General features: G+C 64.4%; 19 protein-coding genes and 1 pseudogene. 6 read left to right on the top strand and 14 right to left on the bottom strand.

Going from position 1 to position 20,264, the window contains the following annotated elements:
* Nucleotides 1-18: 18 nt before the first annotated feature.
* Both ilvC and BLEFHOIH_RS22935 read right to left on the bottom strand, forming a co-directional pair.
* On the bottom strand, nt 19-1,038 hold the full coding sequence (ilvC, locus tag BLEFHOIH_RS22940) for a ketol-acid reductoisomerase (protein WP_088348361.1): 1,020 nt from the start codon (nt 1,036-1,038) through the stop codon (nt 19-21).
* A gap of 260 nt (nt 1,039-1,298) precedes the next feature.
* Entirely contained in the window at nt 1,299-2,159 is an 861-nt protein-coding gene (locus BLEFHOIH_RS22935) for a hypothetical protein (RefSeq protein ID WP_088348360.1), read from the bottom strand.
* A 592-nt stretch (nt 2,160-2,751) separates the two neighbouring features.
* Here BLEFHOIH_RS22935 and BLEFHOIH_RS22930 point away from each other — a divergent pair.
* Nucleotides 2,752-3,864 carry a hypothetical protein gene (locus tag BLEFHOIH_RS22930; protein ID WP_088348359.1) on the top strand — a complete coding sequence of 371 codons (1,113 nt, stop codon included), beginning with the start codon at nt 2,752-2,754 and terminating at the stop codon, nt 3,862-3,864.
* Between the two features lie 148 nt (nt 3,865-4,012).
* Here BLEFHOIH_RS22930 and BLEFHOIH_RS22925 read toward each other — a convergent pair whose 3' ends face one another.
* Nucleotides 4,013-5,479 (bottom strand): NAD(P)H-hydrate dehydratase, encoded by a 1,467-nt coding sequence (locus BLEFHOIH_RS22925; RefSeq protein WP_245297156.1) that lies wholly within the window; start codon nt 5,477-5,479, stop codon nt 4,013-4,015.
* A gap of 386 nt (nt 5,480-5,865) precedes the next feature.
* On the opposite strand from BLEFHOIH_RS22925, the gene BLEFHOIH_RS22920 reads away from it, so the two are divergent.
* Both BLEFHOIH_RS22920 and glnA read left to right on the top strand, forming a co-directional pair.
* Nucleotides 5,866-6,204 carry a P-II family nitrogen regulator gene (locus BLEFHOIH_RS22920; protein WP_088348357.1) on the top strand — a complete coding sequence of 113 codons (339 nt, stop codon included), beginning with the start codon at nt 5,866-5,868 and terminating at the stop codon, nt 6,202-6,204.
* 149 nt (nt 6,205-6,353) lie between these two features.
* Nucleotides 6,354-7,763 (top strand): type I glutamate--ammonia ligase, encoded by a 1,410-nt coding sequence (gene glnA, locus BLEFHOIH_RS22915; RefSeq protein WP_088348356.1) that lies wholly within the window; start codon nt 6,354-6,356, stop codon nt 7,761-7,763.
* Nucleotides 7,764-8,010: 247 nt separating this feature from the next.
* Here the strand turns inward: glnA and BLEFHOIH_RS22905 are convergent, their stop codons facing one another.
* From BLEFHOIH_RS22905 to BLEFHOIH_RS22895, 3 genes are read right to left on the bottom strand one after another with little or no spacing between them, the layout of a single operon-like run.
* On the bottom strand, nt 8,011-8,601 hold the full coding sequence (locus BLEFHOIH_RS22905; protein WP_088348355.1) for a DsbE family thiol:disulfide interchange protein: 591 nt from the start codon (nt 8,599-8,601) through the stop codon (nt 8,011-8,013).
* Entirely contained in the window at nt 8,598-8,777 is a 180-nt protein-coding gene (gene ccmD, locus BLEFHOIH_RS22900) for a heme exporter protein CcmD (RefSeq protein WP_088348354.1), read from the bottom strand. The genes BLEFHOIH_RS22905 and ccmD overlap by 4 nt, the downstream gene beginning before the upstream one ends.
* Nucleotides 8,778-8,785: 8 nt before the next feature.
* Nucleotides 8,786-9,538 carry a heme ABC transporter permease gene (locus BLEFHOIH_RS22895; RefSeq protein ID WP_088348353.1) on the bottom strand — a complete coding sequence of 251 codons (753 nt, stop codon included), beginning with the start codon at nt 9,536-9,538 and terminating at the stop codon, nt 8,786-8,788.
* 155 nt (nt 9,539-9,693) lie between these two features.
* Between BLEFHOIH_RS22895 and BLEFHOIH_RS22890 the strand changes: the two genes are divergently transcribed.
* Nucleotides 9,694-10,083: a VOC family protein gene (locus tag BLEFHOIH_RS22890; protein WP_088348352.1), complete on the top strand. Its 390-nt coding sequence runs from the start codon at nt 9,694-9,696 to the stop codon at nt 10,081-10,083.
* Between the two features lie 12 nt (nt 10,084-10,095).
* On the opposite strand, the gene ccmB is transcribed toward BLEFHOIH_RS22890, so the two are convergent.
* Complete coding sequence (ccmB, locus tag BLEFHOIH_RS22885; RefSeq protein ID WP_088348351.1) at nt 10,096-10,764, bottom strand: heme exporter protein CcmB; 669 nt, start codon at nt 10,762-10,764, stop codon at nt 10,096-10,098.
* A complete protein-coding gene (ccmA, locus tag BLEFHOIH_RS22880) occupies nt 10,764-11,408 on the bottom strand; it encodes a heme ABC exporter ATP-binding protein CcmA (RefSeq protein ID WP_088348350.1) in 645 nt (214 codons plus the stop codon). Before ccmA ends, ccmB begins: the two co-directional genes overlap by 1 nt.
* A gap of 117 nt (nt 11,409-11,525) precedes the next feature.
* Between ccmA and acnA the strand changes: the two genes are divergently transcribed.
* Nucleotides 11,526-14,282 (top strand): aconitate hydratase AcnA, encoded by a 2,757-nt coding sequence (gene acnA / locus BLEFHOIH_RS22875; RefSeq protein WP_125461867.1) that lies wholly within the window; start codon nt 11,526-11,528, stop codon nt 14,280-14,282.
* 309 nt (nt 14,283-14,591) lie between these two features.
* Here the strand turns inward: acnA and BLEFHOIH_RS22870 are convergent, their stop codons facing one another.
* Nucleotides 14,592-15,035 (bottom strand): DMT family transporter, encoded by a 444-nt coding sequence (locus BLEFHOIH_RS22870; protein WP_088348349.1) that lies wholly within the window; start codon nt 15,033-15,035, stop codon nt 14,592-14,594.
* A gap of 12 nt (nt 15,036-15,047) precedes the next feature.
* Nucleotides 15,048-16,100 (bottom strand): class I SAM-dependent methyltransferase, encoded by a 1,053-nt coding sequence (locus BLEFHOIH_RS22865; protein ID WP_088348348.1) that lies wholly within the window; start codon nt 16,098-16,100, stop codon nt 15,048-15,050.
* Nucleotides 16,101-16,153: 53 nt separating this feature from the next.
* Between BLEFHOIH_RS22865 and BLEFHOIH_RS22860 the strand changes: the two genes are divergently transcribed.
* Nucleotides 16,154-16,864, top strand: a complete 711-nt coding sequence (locus BLEFHOIH_RS22860) for an NAD-dependent deacylase (RefSeq protein WP_088348347.1) — start codon at nt 16,154-16,156, stop codon at nt 16,862-16,864.
* Nucleotides 16,865-17,027: 163 nt separating this feature from the next.
* On the opposite strand, the gene BLEFHOIH_RS22855 is transcribed toward BLEFHOIH_RS22860, so the two are convergent.
* From BLEFHOIH_RS22855 to BLEFHOIH_RS22840, 4 genes and pseudogenes are all read right to left on the bottom strand, one after another.
* On the bottom strand, nt 17,028-17,495 hold the full coding sequence (locus BLEFHOIH_RS22855; RefSeq protein ID WP_170937339.1) for a pilus assembly protein N-terminal domain-containing protein: 468 nt from the start codon (nt 17,493-17,495) through the stop codon (nt 17,028-17,030).
* 659 nt (nt 17,496-18,154) lie between these two features.
* Nucleotides 18,155-18,568 (bottom strand): annotated as a pseudogene (locus BLEFHOIH_RS27450) (EVE domain-containing protein); the annotation flags it as partial.
* A 143-nt stretch (nt 18,569-18,711) separates the two neighbouring features.
* On the bottom strand, nt 18,712-19,431 hold the full coding sequence (locus BLEFHOIH_RS22845; protein ID WP_170937338.1) for a DUF1223 domain-containing protein: 720 nt from the start codon (nt 19,429-19,431) through the stop codon (nt 18,712-18,714).
* A 286-nt stretch (nt 19,432-19,717) separates the two neighbouring features.
* Nucleotides 19,718-20,248, bottom strand: coding sequence for a hypothetical protein (locus BLEFHOIH_RS22840; RefSeq protein WP_088348343.1), 531 nt, complete (start codon nt 20,246-20,248; stop codon nt 19,718-19,720).
* Nucleotides 20,249-20,264 lie beyond the last annotated feature (16 nt).

Genomic DNA, 20,264 nt, shown 5'->3' with positions numbered 1-20,264 from the left:
GAGTCCGGGCCGAACGCCTTAGTTCTTGGACTTGTCGACCAGGGCGCGCTCGGCGATCCAGGGCATCATGCCGCGCAGCTTTTTGCCGGTCTCCTCGATCGGATGGGCGGCGACCTTGGCGCGCATGGCCTTGAAGCTGGTCTGGTTGACGCGGTTCTCCAGCATCCAGTCGCGGGTGAAGCGGCCGGTCTGGATGTCGTCCAGCACCTCCTTCATGCGCGCCTTGGTCTCGGCGTTGACGATGCGCGGGCCGGTGACGTATTCGCCATATTCGGCCGTGTTGGAGATCGAATAGTTCATATTCGCGATGCCGCCCTCGTAGATCAGGTCGACGATCAGCTTCATCTCGTGCACGCATTCGAAATAGGCCATTTCCGGCGCATAGCCGGCTTCGACCAGCGTTTCGAACCCGGCCCGCATCAGCTCCACGACGCCGCCGCAAAGCACGGTCTGCTCGCCGAACAGATCGGTCTCGACCTCTTCCTTGAAGCTGGTCTCGATGATGCCGGCGCGGCCGCCGCCGATGGCGGTCGCGTAGGAGAGCGCGATTTCATGCGCATTGCCGCTGGCGTCGTTGGCGATGGCGATCAGGCAGGGCACGCCCGCGCCGCGCTTATATTCGGAACGCACCGTGTGGCCGGGGCCCTTGGGGGCCACCATGGCGATGTCGATGCCGGAGCGCGGCTCGATCAGGTTGAAATGGATGTTCAGGCCGTGCGCGAACAGCAGGGCCGAGCCGTCCTTCATGGTCTTTTGCAGATGGTCGCGGTAGATCTCGCCCTGCAATTCGTCGGGCGTCAGCATCATGACCACATCGGCCCAGGCGCCGGCCTCGGCGACGCTCATCACCTTCAGGCCCTCGGCCTGCGCCTTCTTGGCGGAGCCGGAGCCTTCGCGCAGGGCAACGACGACGTCGGCGACGCCGCTATCGCGCAGGTTGAGCACATGCGCATGACCCTGCGAGCCATAGCCGACAACGGCAATTTTCTTGCCCTTGATGAGGTTGAGATCGGCATCCCTATCGTAATAAACGCGCATTTCATTCCCCTCGGATGAGGTTTGGGTGGGTAGCCGACGGCTTTTTCGGGAAAGGGCCGGGCGGCCTGAGCTTAAAAACTGTGCGCTGTCTTATAGCGGATGGGGTGGCGCAATCAAAGGTTTAGATTGCCGCTTCAGGGGCTAAGGCGGACCGTACGGGCAGCGCTAAAGCTCACGGTTTTTTCATCAAGAACGGAGGCTTCGCCGGGGCCAGGCGGCTGTTGCCCGCGGCTGCGGCGTCTCGCCTCAACGGCCCGACGTCACCACCGCCAGCCTTCGGGGCCTTGCCACCAATTGTTTGACCTCGCTCGCTGCGGACGCTGGGCGGCGGCGCGGCGCTCGCCGGAGCGGCGGCGTTCGGCGCGGGCGCGGGGGCGGCGCTCGGTCCGGACGGCGTCGGAAATTACCGGCCGGCCGTCGGAGTCGGTCGTGCCCGCCTCGTTGCTGGCGACCTTTCCGCCGCGCATCCAAGGCGGCAGATAGGAGGCCTCGCTATCGCCGCCCGGCTCCGGAGCCTTGGCGGGCTTGGCGTCTTTCCTTGCGGCTGCCACGGCGCCCTTGCAGAACCCGTCAGGAGCGGCGCGCAGGGCGGAGATCAATTCGCGGCTGGGCGTCGCGTCCCAGTCGCCATTGGCGCGGTCGCTGAACACCTTCGCCGCCGCGCGGCTGCGCGGACCCCAGACGCCGTCGACGCCTGCCCGGTAGCAGCCGAGCCGGGTCAACTCGCGCTGCGCGGCCGACGCCAGATCGCCTGTCGCGACCGGCGGGTCGGCGCGGGCGGCGTCGAGCGCGGCCACCTTAGCGGAGGAGAGCGCATGCGCCGGCGCTTCCACTTCGGTCGCGGCGGGCGTCTCGGCCGCTTGCTGCCCGGCCGGTTCCGCTGCCGGAGCCGGGGCGGCGGGGGCGCTCTCCGGCGCCGCGACGGGCTCGACCGTCACCACCGCGGCCTGGACGGGCTGCGGCGGCGTGCTGCGGGGCGGTATGGAATAGGGCAGGCTTTGCTTGGCCTCGCGGATCGAAACCGCGATGCGGTCGGCGGGTGACAATGCCGGGCGGGGTTTAGGCGAGAGGAAGACGATGACAGCCGCCAGGATCAAGGCGGCTAAAATGAAGCGACGCATACGGGCTCCTTTTCCATGGCCGTTGGAAAGGTGGTCCATCCTCCGGAGGACGCAAGAGCATCCTCCCACATTCTGATGTGCCGGAATGACTAATCTTACCAGATCCTGGGGCGTTTCGTTGATCGTTATTAACAGTTTAGCCCCAAAAAATGCACAAGATGGAGTCACTTTCTCCACCGGCGCTACCACCCCTGGTGGCTGCACGTTAAGTTTTCGTTTAGGCTTTCGAATCAGGTAGATCTATCGCTGAGGGGGCCAGAATTTCGCTTCCCGATGCGGGGATTGGTGCCCGGTCGCTCCTTGCGGTGGAGTGGCGGCGGGAACCGGTCCGGTCCGTGGGGACGGATCGCACAGCTTTCGAGCTGATCGGGTCGCGGATTACGGCCATTTTTGTGATTGTACAGCCTGTCCGGCCTGTCTGGATGGGACGGCTCTTTGCGAGTCGCCTGGCTGCGCCGCCCGCGCGCGCCGCCGGGGAGTCATGCCGGAGGCCCCTTGAGATTGCCGACAGCCGCGGGGAAGCGGCCAGGACAGATTTAAGGGGGCAGTTATGAGGCATGTATTTGGCGCATTCGGATGTGCGGCGGCTCTGATGCTGCTGGCCGTTTCCGCCGCTATGAATTGGCAATTCGGCTATAGCCTCGGCAAGACGCAGTTCGACTCGCATGTGTTCGGCGCGGCCAGCATTGCGGCCGACGGGCTCAAGGCGCTGCTGCCGTTCTTTATCTTCGCCGCCTGGCGCAACCGCAACTGGTCGCAGGCTCTCGGCGGCGCGGCGCTGTGGGCCGTGTGCATTCTCTATGCGCTGACCTCGGCGCTCGGCTTTGCCGCGCTGAACCGGTCCGACACCACGGGCGGCCGCACCATCCAGGCGGAGAAATACGAAGATCTGCGGGGGCAATTGCACCAGATTACCCAGCAGCAGGCCTGGCTGGACAAGCACCGCTCGGTCGGCATGGTCGAAGCCGAGATCGATGCGGCCAAGCAGAATGTGCGCTGGACGACATCGGAAGCCTGCGTCAACGCTACGGTGAAAGAGAGCCGCGAGTTCTGCGAGTCCTATCACAAGCTGCAGGCCGAACTCGCCGCCGCCAAGAAGGATGACGTGCTGCAGAAGCAGGCCGAGGAGATCCGCGGCAAGCTCGGCACCATGGACGGGCGCGCGGCGGTGAAGGTCGCCGATCCGCAGGCCGCGATCATCTCGACGCTGTCGGGCCTCGACATCGCCCATGTCGAAGTGGCGCTGACCATCCTCGTCACCCTGCTGGTGGAACTCGGCTCCAGCCTCGGCCTCTATGTCTCGACCAGCACCTGGCGCATCAATGAAGGCCCCCGCCGTCCGCTGCCCGAGCCGGTCAAGGTGGTGGAGATCATCCCGCCGGCCTATCAGTTGCCGCAGCAGCACCAGCCGCAGCAGCAGCCGGCTCAGCTCGGCGCGCCCAAGAGCGACATCGAGGCCTATTTCGGCGACCGCATCCGCCAGGATGACGGAGCGAGCGTCACCGCCCTCGCGCTCTACGACAATTATTGCGAATGGTGCGAGCAGAGCGGCCGCCAGCCCGTCGGCCTGCCGATCTTCAGCCGCCAGCTCACCGATCTCGGCGTGCAGAAGGCCAAGATCGCGGGCAAGATCCGGTATATCGGCATTCGGATGACCGGATCGGGCGATGAGGAGGAGGGCAGCGAGGTGGCCGCCATTGGCTAGCTTGCCCGCAACCTTCGGAGATGATGAAAAGGCTGGCCCCGCGCCAGCCTTTTGCTTGGGCTGGCAGGAGCGGAAGATCGCAGCTCGCGTCAGAGAAGACCGGGCGCGCGTGGCGGATGAGGCCGCCGCTTTTCACGTAGTCCGCAGGCTAGAACAGTTTGGCCATCTTGTTCATGCGCTGGAGCAGGGCGGGCAGCATTTCCGCCATGTCTTCGGCGATCAGGCCGGGACCGTAAGTCCGCGCCAGATCGGAGTGGATCCACACCCCCGCCACCGCCGCATCCAGCGGCGACATGCCCTGTGCGCACAGGCCGACAATCAGCCCGGCCAGCACGTCGCCGGTGCCGGCGGTCGCGAGCCAGGGCGGCGAATTCTCGGAGATGGCGGAAAGCCCATCCGGGGCGGAAACCACCGTGTCCGGGCCCTTGAACACCACCACGGCGCCGGAAATCTCGGCGGCGCGCTTGGCCTGCTCCAGTTTCGACTCCGCATTGCCGAGCTCGGGGAAGATCCGGTCGAACTCGCCCTTGTGAGGCGTCAGGATGGTCGGGGCGGTGCGCTGCTGGATCAGGCCGAACAGCTCTTGCGGATTGTCGCTGAACGCTGTCAGGCCCTCCGCGTCGATCACCGTGGTCGCGTCGCTGGACAGCACGGCGGCCACATTCTCGCGCGTCTCGGGCGTCGCCCCGGCGCCGGGGCCGATCAGCACGGCGTTGCGGCGCGGATCGCTATGCAGGATTTCCGCCAGCCCGCCGGCGCCCTCGAAGGCCGAGACCATGATCGAGGTGAGTTGCGCCGCGTTGATGTAGAAAGCCGCCTTCGAGGTCGCGACCGATACCAGCCCGGCACCCACCCGGAGCGAGGCCCGCGCCGCCAGCCGCGCCGCGCCCGTGCTCTCCATCGGACCGGAGACCACCACGGCGTGGCCGCGATCATATTTATGCCCGTCGCTCTTCAGGCGCGGGAAGTAGCGCAGCCAAAAATCGGGCTCATTGAGAAAGGTTTGCGGCACGATTTCGGCGAGAACCGCATTCGGGATGCCAATGTCGATGGCCCGCACATCGCCGCAATAGCGCTTGCCCGGTAGCAGCACATGGCCGGTCTTGCGGCGGAAGAACGTGACGGTGGAGACCGCCTTGAACGCGACCCCATGCACATTGCCGTAGGTGAGATCGATGCCGGTCGGTACATCGACGGCGACGACAGGCATTTCGCGCTCGGTCGCCTGCTCGATCAACTGGCCGACGATGCCGTTTACCGGCCCTTTCAGACCGGAGCCCCAGACGGCGTCGACAATGACTTCGGAGCCTTCGAGGGAGCGCGCGGTCATCGGCTCGATGGTCTCGTCCCACCGCCGCGCCATCTCCTTGGCGTCCGGCCCCAGCTCGTCGAGCTTGCAGAACAGCGCCACCCGGACCTGATAGCCCCGCTCGCGCAGGTTGCGCGCGCACACGAAACCGTCGCCGCCATTCTTGCCCGGCCCGCACAGCACGATCACCTTGCTGCCTCTGGGAAAACGCCGGACGACCTCCTCGGTGACGCCCCGGCCCGCAGCTTCCATCAAGGTCAGGCTCGGCGTGCCGCTGGCCATCGTAATCTGTTCAGCGCGGCTCATCTCGTCCGCAGTAAGAAGTTCGAGCAAGGAGTGCCTACCGATTGCTAATGCGCGCCGTCAGGAGAGGTATCGGGGGGCAATTTAGCTGAAATTTACGGCGAGGTGTAGAAAATGCTTGGACGAAGTTCGTTTCCGATTCCGTGTTGGTTTGTGGCGACAATGGCGTGTGCGGTGATTTAGCGCACAACCCCGCGATTGCCTATTTTTTAGGTTTTCGCCCAACAATTAAGCATCTTTTTGCCTCTTGCTCACACATTGTGGCTTGGCCGCCCGCGTGCCGCGCTGGAGAATCCGGCATTCGGCCCCATTGCTGAAATTTGGCACAAAGAATGCTACTAGACGCGCAATGTCGCTCTATCCCTATTCACCCGGGAGGACACGCCGAAATGAAAAAAGTGGAAGCCATCATTAAGCCGTTCAAGCTTGATGAGGTGAAGGAAGCCCTCCAGGAGATCGGTTTGCAGGGCATAACGGTGACGGAGGCCAAAGGTTTCGGCCGGCAGAAGGGCCACACCGAACTCTACCGCGGCGCGGAATATGTTGTCGATTTTCTGCCCAAGGTCAAAATCGAGATTGTCCTGGCTGACGACATGGTGGAAAAAGCCATCGAAACCATTCAGACGGCTGCGAAAACAGGCCGCATCGGTGACGGCAAGATCTTCGTCTATGCAATTGAAGACGCGATCCGCATTCGGACGGGCGAGACCGGCGTGGACGCGATCTGATCAACCTAAGTCCTAGCTGAAGCTCAAGAGACCATCGCGAGAGCACGTTAAACGGACGAGGTTTTCGTGTCATCCGCATTTGGCGGATTGGGACATCTAGCTGAAGTTTTGAGCTAAACTGACAAGAAAACTGTGTACGAGGGACGATAATGACTAGCGCTACAGAAATCATTCAGAAGATTAAGGATCAGGACGTCAAATTCGTCGATCTGCGCTTCACCGATCCGCGCGGCAAGATGCAGCACGTGACGATGGAAGCCGCCGAGATGGACGAAGGCGCCTTCGCCGAAGGCATCATGTTCGACGGCTCCTCGATCGCCGGCTGGAAGGCCATCAACGAGTCCGACATGACCTTGATGCCCGACACCGAAACCGCCCATATGGACCCTTTCTTCGCCCAGTCCACCATGGCGATCTTCTGCGATATTCTCGAGCCCCTGACCGGCGAGCGCTATGAGCGCGATCCGCGCGGCATCGCCCGCAAGGCCGAAGCCTATCTGAAAGAGACCGGCATCGGCGACAAGATCTTCTTCGGCCCGGAAGCCGAATTCTTCATCTTCGACGACGTGCGCTTCTCGTCCGATCCGTATAATTGCGGCTTCCGCCTCGATTCTTCGGAACTGCCGACCAATACCGGCACCGAATATGAGATGGGCAACCTGGGCCACCGCCCGCGCACCAAGGGCGGCTACTTCCCCGTCCCGCCGATCGACAGCGCCCAGGACATCCGCTCCGAGATGCTCTCCGTCATGTCCGAGATGGGCGTGCACACCGAGAAGCATCACCATGAAGTGGCCTCGGCCCAGCACGAACTCGGCGTCAAGTTCGGCCCGATGACCCGCATGGCCGACAATATGCAGATCTATAAGTACGTCGTGCATATGGTCGCGCAGAACTACGGCAAGACGGCCACCTTCATGCCGAAGCCGGTGTTCGGCGACAACGGCTCGGGCATGCATTGCCATCAGTCGATCTGGAAGGGCGACAGCCCGGTTTTCGCCGGCAATCTCTATGCCGACCTGTCCGAGACCTGCCTGTTCTATATCGGCGGCATCCTGAAGCATGCCAAGTCGATCAACGCCTTCACCAACCCGACCACCAACTCTTACAAGCGTCTGGTGCCGGGCTATGAGGCGCCGGTGCTGCGCGCCTATTCCTCGCGCAACCGTTCGGCGTCCTGCCGCATCCCGGTCGTGTCGAGCCCGAAGGCCAAGCGCGTGGAAGTCCGCTTCCCCGATCCGACCGCCAATCCCTATCTGGCTTTCGCCGCGATGCTGATGGCCGGCCTCGACGGCATCACCAGCCGCATCCATCCGGGCGAGGCGATCGACAAGAACCTGTACGATCTGCCGCCGGAAGAGCTGAAGAACATCCCGACCGTTTGCGGTTCGCTGACCGAGGCGCTGGAGAGCCTTGAGGCCGACCACGAATATCTGACCAAGGGCGGCGTGTTCACCAACGACCAGATCGGCGCCTATATCGACCTGAAGAAGGAAGAGGCCGATCGCTACCGGATGATGCCGCACCCGATCGAATTCGACATGTATTACAGCGCGTAGTTTTCCTTAACGCAGACAGACTGGGCGGCCTTCGGGCCGCCCTTTTATTTTCGCTGGCTTCGCGGGAGCTCCGAACGGCACGGCGACGCTCGAACGGTTCCGCAAGGAAAGTGCGCGCAGCTCTTCGGCGAGGCCGTACAATACAAGGATGCCTACCGGCTCTGCGATATCGAAGGGCCTGAAAGGCTTTTCATCGGACTCGCGCAAGAACTCGGCTGAGCGATCTCGGCAGAGCCTCACTCGGTCTTCATCCCTTTGCGTCCGCCTTCGCCTTGGCGACGGCGGGGAGCAATTGGGATTTGATGACCTCCGCGCCGAGCGGGCCGACCACCTTGTGGACGATCTGGCCACGACCGTCGACGACATAAGTCTCGGGGACGCCGTAGACGCCCCAGTCGATGGCGACGCGGCCGGTCGTGTCGGCCCCGATGGCGTCGAACGGGTTGCCGTAGCGCGTCAGGAAGCGCCGCGCCGCCGCCGGGTCGTCCTTATAGTTGATGCCGATCAGCCGCATCCCTTGCGCTTTCAGCGCGATCAGGTTCGGATTTTCCTCGACGCAAGGGGCGCACCAGGAAGCCCAGACCGTCACCACGCTGACCTCGCCATTGGCCAGGTCGGCGGTGGCGAAGCCGGGGGTGGCTTTGCCGGTATCGGCGACATTCTCGATCGGCGGCAGGGAGAATTGCGGCACCGGCTTGCCGATCAGGGCCGAGGGAAGGCGCGACGGATCGCCCGAATGCAAGGCGGCGTAGAACAGCACTGCCATGATCGCGAAAATGGCGAGAGGCAGCAGATAGCCGCCTCTGAACCTGCGCTGCGCGGGAAGCTCGATGCTCATCCGCGCCGCTCTTGGGCGACGTCCGAGCGCCGCCGGATGCCCTGCGCTTCAAGCCGGGCCAACGCCCGCCGCTGGCGCCGCTCGTCGAGCATCGCCCGCAAGATCAGCGCGCTGACCACGGTGGCGCTGAGGCCATAGGCGGTCCAGATGAAAGTCGCGTGCGGTCCCATATCCATAAAACCTCCTATTCGGCGGCTTTGAGTGCCACCGCGCTGCTGACGCGGGTCATCATCATCGTCTCGACGCGCCGCCGCAGAATTTCTGCGCGCATCGCCTTCAAATGCAGCCAGAGAAACATCAGGCTGAAGGCAACCGCCATAACCAGCAGCGGCCAGAGAATGGTCGGATGAATGGTCGGGCCTCCGGCGCGCATGACGCTCGCGGGCTGGTGCAGCGTGTTCCACCAATCGACCGAGAATTTGATGATCGGAATATTGACGACGCCGACAATGGCGAGGATGGCGGCGGCGCGCCCGGCCCTGGACGGGTCCTCGATGGACTCCCACAGCGCGATCAGGCCGAGATAGAGGAAGAAGAGCACCAGTACCGAAGTCAGCCGCGCGTCCCAGACCCAATAGGCGCCCCACATCGGCTTCCCCCACAAGCTGCCGGTGACGAGCGCGAGCAGAGTGAAGGCGGCGCCGATCGGGGCGGCGGCCTTGGCGGAGACATCGGCGAGCGGGTGGCGCCAGATCAGCGAGCCGATCGACGAGACGGCGATGATCATGTAGCAGAACATCGCCAGCCAGGCGAAGGGCACATGGATGAACATGATGCGCACGGTCTCGCCCTGCTGGTAGTCCGCTGGGGCGACGAAGAAGGACATGTAGAGTCCGGCCGCGAGCAGCAAGATCCAGACGCCTGCGAGCCATGGCAGGACGCGGTCGGTGAGCCGCATGAAAAAGCTGGGATTGGCGAGCGTCGCGAAACTGAGCATGGCCAAACATATTTGCGCAATACGGCGAGAGTTTGCAAGCCGGACGGCCCCCAGGCCGCATGGCATTTCCATGATGACTGACGACTCGCGAGTGGCGCGGAGCATTTTTTCGCTAAACAGCGTTAACCCTGATCGGAAAACGCGAGGAGACAGACATGTTCGATCATATCGGCTTTGCGGTGAAGGATCTGGCAAAGGCGCGGCGCTTTTACACGGCATGCGCCGGAGCGCTGAGGCTGGCGGTGATCGGGAATGGCGAGCAATCATTTCTAGTCGCGCGCGATGCCCGGACGCCAATGCCATTCATCTGGATCGGGACGGCGAGGCCCAATTTCTGGGCGGCCTCGCATCAGGTTTCGGCGAGCCCGATGCATCTATGCTTTCAGGCCGACAGCCGGGAGGCGGTCAATGCCTTCCATGCGGCGGCACTCGACGCCGGCGGCAAGGACAATGGCGCCCCCGGACCGCGCGGCGAGGCGGGATATTACGCCGCCTATGTGATCGATCCGGACGGAAATAATGTCGAGGCCGGGCTGCGGGAATAAAGCGCCGCGATCTTAAGACAAATTCAGCCGCAACGCCGCCGCCGTCGCGAGCGGGGTCAGTACCGCCGAGGCCAGCGTCAATGCGCAAAGGATCGAGAACGGCGCGGTGAAGCTGCCCGGCCCCGTCACGACAGCGTCAATTGCCGAGACGCCGAAAATCAATATCGGCACGTAGAGCGGCAGGATCAGCAAGGGCACCAGCAACCCGCCCTTGCGCATCCCAAGCGTCAGCGCGGCGCCGATGCCCGCTAGGAAGCTGACGGCGGGCGTGCCAGCGAGCAGCGTCAGCATCAGCGGGACATAGGCGCGGCCGTCCATATTTAGCAATAGCGCCAGCAGCGGCGCGAGCAGCACCAGCGGCAGGCCGACGCTCAGCCAATGCGCGATGGCCTTGCCGAAGGCGACCAGTTCCAGCGGCAGCGGCCCGAGCGCGATCACCTCGAGCGAGCCGTCCTCGTAATCGTCGTTGAACATGCGGTCGGCGGCGAGCAGCGATGACAGCAGCAACGCGACCCACAACACGCCCGGCGCGATGCGGCTCAGCAGATTGAGGTCCGGCCCGAGGCCCAGCGGCAAGGTCGCGACGATGACCAGATAGAAGCCGAGCGCGGTCGCCAGCGCGCCGCCTTGGCGATGGGCGATGCGCAGGTCGCGGCGGATGAGCGCGAGGAACGGCCCCATCATGCGGCCGCCGGAGCGGCATCGGCCATCTGGCCAAGATCGAGGCTGCGGCTCTCCACCCAGCCGAGCGGCGTGTGCGTCGCGGCGATGACGATGCCGCCGCCCGCCAGATGCTCCGCCACCATGCCGCCGAGCAATGCCTGCGATGCGGCGTCCAGCGAGACGGCGGGCTCGTCGAGCAGCCAGAGCGGCCGCGCCGCGCAGATCAGCCGCGCCAGCCCAAGCCGCCGCTTCTGCCCCGCCGAGAGATAGGCGGCGGGCACATCCTCCAGCGCGCCAAGCCCCAGGCGATCCGCGACCGCCAAAGCGGCATCCGGCGCGCCGCCCAAGAATTCGGCAAAGAACTCCAGGTTCTCCAATACGCTGAGCGACGGCTTGATGCCGTTCAGGTGGCCGATATAATGGGCCTGTTCGCCAACGCTTTTCTCCGCGTCGCCGCCGGACAGCGCCACGCTTCCCTCCGCCGCCGGGATGAACCCGGCCAGCGTCCGTAAGAGCGTGGTCTTGCCGACGCCGTTCGGCCCGGTAAGCGTCAGCGCTTCGCCGGCGCCGACGTCCAGGCTGAGGCCACGGAAAATCCGCCGAGCCCCGCGTGCCGCCGAAAGATCATTGACGATGAGTCGTATGGCGGGATGCGTTATCATGTGAGAAAACGTTCATGTATATAGCTGAATCGCGCTGCCAACTCTATATGACACTGAGACCTTGGAGACCAGCGGGGCGCTCCCCGGTTGTCCGCGCACTGACCTGGAGGCGCTTCCGTGACCGCAAAAGACATCATTTCCGCCGATAGCTTCAACTGCCGCCGCACCCTCGAGGTGGAGGGCAGACAATACGAATATTTCAGCCTCCCGGAAGCGGAAAAGAACGGGCTGACGGGCATTTCGCGGCTTCCTTTCTCGCTGAAGGTGCTGCTGGAAAATCTGCTGCGCTTCGAGGACGGCCAAACCGTCCGAGCCGACGACATCCGCGCCATGGCTTCCTGGCTCGCCGAGCGCAAGTCCGAGCGCGAGATCGCCTTCCGCCCCGCCCGCGTGCTGATGCAGGATTTCACCGGCGTCCCCGCCGTGGTCGATCTCGCCGCCATGCGTGACGCGATGAAGGCGATGGGCGGCGATCCGGCCAAGATCAATCCGCTGGTGCCGGTCGATCTGGTCATCGACCATTCGGTGATGGTCGACGCCTTCGGCAACGGCATGGCGTTCAAAACCAATGTCGAAATGGAATATGCCCGCAACCAGGAGCGCTACGAGTTCCTGCGCTGGGGCGCGGGCGCGTTCGACAATTTCCGCGTGGTGCCGCCGGGCACCGGCATCTGCCATCAGGTCAATCTCGAATATCTGGCGCAGACCGTCTGGACCAAGACCCAGATGGGGCCGAACGGCGAAGTCACGCAGGCATTCCCCGACACCCTCGTGGGCACGGACAGCCACACCACCATGGTCAACGGCCTTGCGGTGCTGGGCTGGGGCGTCGGCGGCATCGAGGCCGAGGCGGCGATGCTCGGCCAGCCGATCTCGATGGTCATTCCCGAAGTCATCGGCTTCCGCATGACCGGCCGCCTGCGCGAAGGCGTCACCGCGACGGACCTCGTGCTGACCGTCACGCAGATGCTGCGCAAGAAGGGCGTGGTCGGCAAGTTCGTCGATTTCTTCGGCGCGGGCCTGGGACGGCTGACGCTGGAGGATCAGGCGACCATCAGCAACATGGCGCCGGAATATGGCGCGACCTGCGGCTTCTTCCCCGTCGACAAGGACACGCTGTCTTATCTGCGCGCGACCGGCCGCGACGCCCACCGTATCGCTCTGGTCGAGGCTTACGCCAAGGCGCAGGCAATGTGGCGCGACGACACGACGCCCGACCCTGATTTCACCGATACCCTGGAACTCGATCTCGAAAGCGTCGAGCCGAGCCTTGCCGGTCCGCGACGTCCGCAGGACCGCGTCGCGCTCGCCAATGCCGCCGAGGGTTTCACAGCCGCGCTCGCCGAAATCCGCGGCTATAAGCCCGGTAGCGAGGAAGCGCGCATGACGGCCGAAGGCGGCGCCGCCATCCAGCTCGAGAAATCTGGCGAGGTCGAAGGCGCCGATTACAAGCTCAGCGACGGCCATGTGGTGATCGCGGCGATCACCTCCTGCACCAACACCTCCAATCCGAACGTGCTGGTCGCGGCCGGCCTCGTCGCCCGCAAGGCGCACGCGAAGGGGCTGAAGGTCAAGCCGTGGGTGAAAACCTCGCTCGCGCCGGGCAGCCAGGTGGTTACCGACTACCTCACCAAATCCGGCCTGCAATCCGATCTTGACGCGCTCGGCTTCGACCTCGTCGGCTATGGCTGCACCACCTGCATCGGCAATTCGGGCCCGCTGCCCGAGCCGATCTCGAAGGCCATCAACCAGCACGATCTGGTCGCCGCCGCCGTGCTCTCGGGCAACCGCAATTTCGAGGGCCGCGTCAATCAGGACGTGCGGGCGAACTATCTCGCCTCGCCGCCTCTGGTCGTCGCCTACGCGCTGGCGGGCTCGATGCATGTCAATCTCGTGCTCGATCCGCTCGGCACCGACAAGGACGGCAATCCGGTGTTCCTGAAGGACATCTGGCCGACCGGCCAGGAGGTCGCCGACATCATCCGTGAGACGGTGACGCCGCAATTGTTCACCACCCGCTACAGCGACGTGTTCAAGGGCGACGAGCGCTGGCAGGCTCTCGGCGCCTCGCAATTCGGCCTGACCTACGACTGGCAGGATGGCTCGACCTATGTGGCGAACCCGCCCTATTTCGAGCACCTGGAAGGCGCGCCGGCCCCGATCGCCGACATCGAAAGCGCCCGCGTGCTCGGCCTCTTCCTCGACTCGATCACCACCGACCACATAAGCCCGGCCGGTTCGATCTCGCGCACCGGCCCCGCCGGCCGCTATCTGATCGAACACGGCGTGCCCGTGACCGACTTCAACTCCTATGGCGCGCGGCGCGGCAACCACGAAGTCATGATGCGCGGCACCTTCGCCAATATCCGCATCAAGAACCAGATGGTGCCGGGCACGGAAGGCGGCGTCACCGTCCACTATCCGGACGGCGAGGAACTGCCGATTTACGAGGCCGCCATGCGCTACCGCGCCGAGGGCGTGCCGCTGGTGATCTTCGCCGGCAAGGAATATGGGACCGGCTCCAGCCGCGACTGGGCGGCCAAGGGCACCACGCTGCTCGGCGTGCGCGCCGTCATCGCCCAGAGCTTTGAGCGCATTCACCGCTCCAACCTCGTCGGCATGGGCGTGCTGCCCTTGGTCTTCGAGGAGGGCACGTCCTGGCAGACGCTCGGCATCACCGGCAATGAGAGCGTGTCGATCTCGCTGACCGACCTCAAGCCGCAGGCCTGGCTGACGGCGAAGATCGATTTCGCCGACGGCTCGCAGCGGGAAGTGCCGCTGTTCTGCCGGATCGATACGCTCGACGAGATGAGCTATTTCCGCAATGGCGGCATCCTGCACTACGTGCTTCGCGGCCTGGCATCGGCGGCATAGGGACTACGCGCTCCGCCCCTCTTCCGTGGTGGGAGGGCGGCGCGCGTCAGAATTCGGGAGAGGGGGTGTTGCCTATCAGAGAGGCACGAACCCTCCCCTTAGCTTTCTTCCCTTAGAGACCCTCTGCAAACGTCGCGACTCTAATTCCGTCGCCCCCGCCGCCAGAGCCGGGGCCTACTCGCCTCGCCACTTGCCGCAGCAATAGCGGAAATATGATTGGGTCCCGGTCCGGCCTGACGGCCGCCCGGGACGACGGGAGGGATGCAAGCCGAGGCCAGTCACATCCGCACCGCCTCTACCCGCCGCGCCTCACTGCCCCGGCCGCAGGATCAGCCACACGCCGGCCAGCAGCAGGATCGCGCCTGCGATCTTCTGCAGCGTCACTGGGTGGGGCGGCTGCAGGATGCCGAAATGGTCGAAGAGGATCGAGGCGAACATCTGCGAGGCGACCACCACGGCGATCATCGCCGCCGCGCCGAGCTTGGGCATCGTCACCGCCGCCTGTCCGACGAAGAAGACGCCGGCGAGGCCCATGAACCAGGCGAGCGTCGGCATCTGGCCGAATTGCGCCGAGGTCGGCCATGGCGTGCGGGTGAACAGCAGCAGCACCACCAGCATGATCGTGCCGCCGACGAAATTGATCAGCGTGCCGATCAGCGGACCGCCGAGCACGACGCTGGCGCGCGCGTTCAGCAGCCCCTGCAGCGGCAGGAAGAAGCCGGCGATCGCCGCCAGCGCAACATATTGTAGCATTGTCTCTCCGGATCAGGCGGTGGGCGAAATCGGCTTTCGTCCTACTACGACCTTGGAGAGAAAAGCCAGCGACGTTTCAACGCGCTCGAAGCCGCAAGCCTCGAACAAGGCGGCCAGATCGTCGCCAAGGAAATGTTCGTAATAGGGCTCGTGGAAGCGCTCGGGGAAGGCTTCCAGCAGCCCGTCATAGCGCGGCTCGTCGCCCCATTGCAACGAATCGACCAGCACATAGATGCCGCCGGGCTTGAGCACGCGCAGGATTTCCGTCGTGACCTTGCGGCGGACCTCGCCCGGCAGCTCGTGATAGAGATAGATCGAGGTTACGATGTCCTGGCTGGCGTCGGGCAGCGGCAGCGCCTCGCCGTTGCCTTGCTGCAAGGTGATGGTGCGGCGGTCGGCGAGGTGTTCGCGGGCGGCGTCGATATAGGCGGCGGAAAGATCGATGCCGGTCATCGGCATGGCGGGGAACGCCTGCGCGGCCTGACCGAGGAAGCGGCCCGTGCCGCAGGCGACGTCGAGCATGGCGAGATTGCGCTGGTCCTTGCCGTGCACATAGGCGGCGATCGGCGGCAGGGCCTGGCGGCGCATCGTGCCCGACGTGCCGATGAACAGCGTGTCGACCTGGATGTCGTAGATGCGTGCCGATTCCTCGCTGAGATAGCCGTCGGTCTGGTAGTGGAAATTGCGGGCATAATAGTCCGGCAGCCCCTCGGCTTCGGGCAGGGCGGCGGCTTCCTCGGCGCGGCCGGCAAGGCGGCGCTCGTTGGAGGCGGGCAGGTCGGCGAACATGCGGCGCAGCGCTTCGATATGGCCGGAGAGCGACTCCTCGTCCTCCATGGCCGGGTAGAGGCCGCGCCGGACATTCTCCGCATCGCGCCGCTGCAGGGCGAGCGCCGCGCGGAACAGCGCCCCTTCGCCGGGCGTCGGCCGGGTCGGCTGGAAGCGCGGCGCGCCGGAGCTCAGCTCGGCCACGCGCCGCCCCATGATGCGCGCGACGGCGGCGTACCAGCCGGTGCGCGCGGTCTTGCTCGCCAGATGGGCATAGGCTTCGAAACTGTTCGGCATCACCAATCTCCGCTAATCTGGAACTCGTCGAGCTGAGCTATTGCCGAGCGACCATGCCCGCATTTCGTAACATCGTCGTGCTGACCGGAGCGGGATTGTCCGCCGAATCCGGCATTTCCACCTTCCGCGACAAGGATGGTGTCTGGGCCAGATATGATTATCGCGAAGTCGCCACACCAGAGGGCTTCGCCCGCAACCCTGCGCTGGTACTCGAATTCTACAATATGCGCCGGGCCCAGAACCGCGGCGTGCAGCCGAATGCCGCGCATCGGGCCCTCGCCCGTCTCGAAGCGGAACATGGCGGCGAGGTGGTGGTGGTCACGCAGAATGTCGACCGGCTGCATGAGGCGGCGGGGAGCCGGAAGCTGATCCACATGCACGGCGAATTGGGGCGCATGCTGTGCAATGCCTGCGGTCAGCGCGCGGATTGGGGCGAAGCGGAGCTCACGGTCGGCAGCCGCTGCGAGGCTTGCGCTGCCGTCGGCGCGCTGCGACCGGACGTCGTTTGGTTCGGCGAGATGCCCTATCACATGGACCGGATCTACCAGGCGCTGGGCGATGCCGATCTGTTCGTCTCGGTGGGGACGAGCGGGACGGTCTATCCGGCGGCCGGCTTCGTCGCCGAGGCGCGGGCGGCGGGCGCGCATACGGTCGAACTCAATCTGGAGCCGTCCGAAGGCGTCTCTTATTTCCACGAAACGATCCACGGCCGGGCGACCGAAGTGGTGCCGGCCTATGTGGAGCGGTTGCTGTCAGCGAAGTGATTGATCCGCGTGCTCCCCATTCGTCGCCCCGGACGGCCGTCAGAGCCGAGACTCCCTCGCCTCTCCACTTGCTGCAGCGCTCGCGGATAGATGATTGGGTCCCGGCTCGGCCTGACGGCCGTCCGGGACGATGAGGAGGAGACGTCATTCCAACTAACCGCGCTCAATTCCCTCCGATCGCCGAATTCACCACGCCGAATTTTTTTGCCACCGTTTCGGCGGGAGCGTCGAACTGGGCTTTGTCGTCGCCGAGCGAGAGCACGCGCTGGCAGTCCGGCGCGCAATGCAGGGATTGGCGGACGGTGCCCTTGTAGACGGTGACCTGCCGGGCATCGCCTTCGCGCACGCCAAAACGCGCGGCGAGGATCTCTTGTCCCGCGCCGTCGAGAGCGATCAAATTGGTCGCGCCATAGGATTTGCCGGTTACGACCAGCAGGCGCGGATTCTGCACCGCCACATCGGCGATGGCAGGATTGCCGACGATGATCTGCGCCGCATCCGCTTCGAGTCGGATCAGCCGCGCTTCATCGATGCTGACGTCGAGAGCCGCCATCTCGGCCGCAAGCGACGACAAAGACTCGCCCGCCGAGAGCATCAGCAGGACGGCAAAAATTCTGCCCAAGCGGACCATGGCCCAGCCTCTCGCACCACAGCGTAGCCTCAAGCGTTCCATGCCGATCAATGCAGCAGGGACTTCGCTCGCTCATGGTTCTGGCCGCGTTCGCGGACGGAAAACACCGACCATCCCCGCCTTAGCGAGGACATGACTTTCCCGTAAACACGCCAGAGCGGAACCGCTCGACACAAGCCGACTTCACCACGCCCTTTCTCACCGAGAAAGTGGGCGTGAGGGGAGAACACCTACGCGGAAGAATAAGCCCCTCACCCGGAATACTGGCGCATTCCGGCTTCTCCTTTTGGGAGAGGTGACCTGCGGCACTAAAGCGATCCTCGCGCGATCAATAGGATGCGCACGGAGTAAAGGAGAGCTTAAAACGCTGGTCCGTGAAACTACGCAGCCTACTTCTTGCCAGCCTTTGCAGCGGGCTTCGCCGCAGGCTTTGCTGCCGTCTTTGCTGCCGTCTTTGCCGCCGGCTTGGGCGCAGCCTTGGCAGCAGCCTTCGGAGCCGCCGCAGCTTTCGCGGGCGCCTTCGCGGCAGGCTTAGCCGCCGGCTTCGCGGCCGTCTTCGCAGCAGGTTTCGGCGCCTCTTTGGCGGCGGCCTTCGGAGCCGCTTTCGCAGCCGGCTTAGCGGCGGAAGCCGCCTTCGTCGGGGCGCTCTTAGGCGCTTTTTTCAATCCAGCCATTTCGCAAATAATCTCCCATTCATCTTCAGTTACAGGCTGTACGGACAGACGCGACTGTTTCACCAAGGCCATGTCGCCGAGGCGAGGGTCGGCCTTGATTTCACCGAGCGTCACCGGCTCAGGCAATGCCATCACCGCGGCGACATCCACGCAGAACCAAGTACCCGTCTCATCCTTAGAGTCCGGATGCGCTTTAGAAATAATCTTGATAATGCCTACAATGCTCTTCTCGTCGACCGAATGGTAGAAGAAACCCAGCTCGCCGATCGTCATGGCCAGCATGTTGAGCTTGGCGGTGTGATTGCGCACCCCGTTCCATTCCTCGCCCGTTTCGCCTCTTCCTACTTGATCGGCCCAGGACCAAGTGCCTGGTTCGGTTTTGAAAAGCCAATAAGCCATTACCCTCAGCGCTCGCGAATGTCCACCGGCGCGAGACTACGTGAGTCACGCGCTCGCGGCACGCAGGACTGTCAAGTTTATACAGATTTATATTGACGCAGGAAGCGCGAATGAATCGGCGCAGTATAGATCGTCCGTGTGCGTCATTTCTCGGGCGAGGTGATCTTGGCCGCTCCGATCACCATCTGCGTCTTGTCGGATTGCAGCAGGGCCGCGCAGCCGTCATAGGGCAGGGCGCGGGGGATCTTCACGTCGTATCGCGCGGCCTGTCCGTTCCAGGGACCGGCTGGCAAAAGCTGGCGCACGACATTGGTGTAGGTGATCTCGCGGCCATTGTTCTCGCCACGGACGATCGGCACCGTGACGCTGTCGCTGTAGAAGGCGAGCCACAGCGTACCGGAGCGATAGGGGCTGCCGGCGGGGGCCGCACCGGCGTCGAGCTGCACCGAGCCGCCGGCATAGCTCATCGACACCGGGACCCAGCTTTCGGCGAGCGCGTGACTGCTCTTCTTCAGCGCCGCCTCCACCGCGCCGCGCTGGCTGCCGACCGCGTGCACCATGCCGTTGACGACGAGCTGCGGCGTGTAGATTTCGCGGTCGCCGCGCGCCTCGGCATAGGAGCGCTGGCGGTCGTTGTAGCTGTCCTTGGCGAGCGTGTCCTTCCAGCCGAGATGGTCCCAATAGCTGACCGGGAAGCTGAGGGCCAGCACATCGGGCCGCTTGGCGTAGCTGCCGAGCAGGAGGTCGGCGGGCGGACAGGAGGAGCAGCCCTGGCTGGTGAAAAGTTCGAGCACATCCATGCGCTTCTGCTCGCTGGCTGCGGCGGGATCGGCCTGCGGCCAGATCAGCGCGGCTCCGAGCATCAGGACCGTCCAAAACCGGGATGGCGCTGTCATGGCAGTCGAGCCGCCTGCGGGCGCCTCACTGGAAACGAACCACTTATGCAATCTCGGGACCTCATCCCACCCATAAACTCACTTGACGAGAGTATCATGCGCCGCCTGTACAAATGCCAGTCACGAGTGGGTGACACTTCGGCAACGCCCCTGTTGCCTATCGGTCTGCGCTATTTTGGCCATAGTGACGGGTGGGGGAGGAGAACAGTCCCGATCCGGGGCGACCGCGAGGGAGCGGAATCCGCCGCCGGCGTCAGCGGTAATACTTCCACAGCCGCTGGAACTGCCAGTGGATGTCCTGCGGAGCGGAGGCGAAGGGCGGAAGCGGGATGCGGACGACATTGTCGTAGGTCATCATCCAGGGCAGCTTCATCAAGAGGCGCCAGATCGGCAGGCGGCGCCAGTCGACCAGCAGCGCGTTGTCGAGCGGCGTCTTCAGGCGGATCTGCAATTCATCGGTTTCGGAGAAGCGGGAGGCGTGGGTGACGAGCTGGATGTCGCCGATGGCGCGCCAGGCGATCAGGCCGAAGCCATCGATGAAGATGCCGTACTGCCCGGCGCCGATGCGCGGCTTGCGCTCCTTCAGCGGATAGAAATAATAGGCGACGCACCCGGTCGCCGCACCGACCGCCGCCAGCGCGTCATAGCCGGTGGCGGCGAACATGCCGAAAGACAGGATGGCGATGATCGCCATGACGTTGAAGCGGAAATCGCCGGCATCCTTGCCGTAGGCAAGGTGGTAGCCCCGTTCGACGAACTCGGGCACTTGCGCATCGGTCTGCATCGGCTGATCTCCCGCT

Source organism: Rhodomicrobium sp. R_RK_3, from assembly GCF_002198715.1.
GTDB lineage: Bacteria > Pseudomonadota > Alphaproteobacteria > Rhizobiales > Rhodomicrobiaceae > R-RK-3.
This window is presented reverse-complemented; position numbering and strand designations above follow the sequence as displayed.

Bases quoted from the DNA above. Each gene is read 5' to 3' on its own strand.
- BLEFHOIH_RS22925 (WP_245297156.1), bottom strand. From the start codon at position 5,479: ATGAGCCGCGCTGAACAGATTACGATGGCCAGCGGCACGCCGAGCCTG.
- BLEFHOIH_RS22905 (WP_088348355.1), bottom strand. From the start codon at position 8,601: ATGAGCATCGAGCTTCCCGCGCAGCGCAGGTTCAGAGGCGGCTATCTG.
- BLEFHOIH_RS22895 (WP_088348353.1), bottom strand. From the start codon at position 9,538: ATGCTCAGTTTCGCGACGCTCGCCAATCCCAGCTTTTTCATGCGGCTC.
- BLEFHOIH_RS22930 (WP_088348359.1), top strand. From the start codon at position 2,752: ATGCTGCTGGCCGTTTCCGCCGCTATGAATTGGCAATTCGGCTATAGC.
- BLEFHOIH_RS22840 (WP_088348343.1), bottom strand. From the start codon at position 20,248: ATGCAGACCGATGCGCAAGTGCCCGAGTTCGTCGAACGGGGCTACCAC.
- ccmA (WP_088348350.1), bottom strand. From the start codon at position 11,408: ATGATAACGCATCCCGCCATACGACTCATCGTCAATGATCTTTCGGCG.
- BLEFHOIH_RS22935 (WP_088348360.1), bottom strand. From the start codon at position 2,159: ATGCGTCGCTTCATTTTAGCCGCCTTGATCCTGGCGGCTGTCATCGTC.
- BLEFHOIH_RS22890 (WP_088348352.1), top strand. From the start codon at position 9,694: ATGTTCGATCATATCGGCTTTGCGGTGAAGGATCTGGCAAAGGCGCGG.
- BLEFHOIH_RS22860 (WP_088348347.1), top strand. From the start codon at position 16,154: ATGCCCGCATTTCGTAACATCGTCGTGCTGACCGGAGCGGGATTGTCC.
- ccmD (WP_088348354.1), bottom strand. From the start codon at position 8,777: ATGGATATGGGACCGCACGCGACTTTCATCTGGACCGCCTATGGCCTC.
- BLEFHOIH_RS22920 (WP_088348357.1), top strand. From the start codon at position 5,866: ATGAAAAAAGTGGAAGCCATCATTAAGCCGTTCAAGCTTGATGAGGTG.
- ilvC (WP_088348361.1), bottom strand. From the start codon at position 1,038: ATGCGCGTTTATTACGATAGGGATGCCGATCTCAACCTCATCAAGGGC.
- glnA (WP_088348356.1), top strand. From the start codon at position 6,354: ATGACTAGCGCTACAGAAATCATTCAGAAGATTAAGGATCAGGACGTC.
- BLEFHOIH_RS22845 (WP_170937338.1), bottom strand. From the start codon at position 19,431: ATGCTCGGAGCCGCGCTGATCTGGCCGCAGGCCGATCCCGCCGCAGCC.
- ccmB (WP_088348351.1), bottom strand. From the start codon at position 10,764: ATGGGGCCGTTCCTCGCGCTCATCCGCCGCGACCTGCGCATCGCCCAT.
- BLEFHOIH_RS22865 (WP_088348348.1), bottom strand. From the start codon at position 16,100: ATGCCGAACAGTTTCGAAGCCTATGCCCATCTGGCGAGCAAGACCGCG.
- BLEFHOIH_RS22855 (WP_170937339.1), bottom strand. From the start codon at position 17,495: ATGGTCCGCTTGGGCAGAATTTTTGCCGTCCTGCTGATGCTCTCGGCG.
- BLEFHOIH_RS22870 (WP_088348349.1), bottom strand. From the start codon at position 15,035: ATGCTACAATATGTTGCGCTGGCGGCGATCGCCGGCTTCTTCCTGCCG.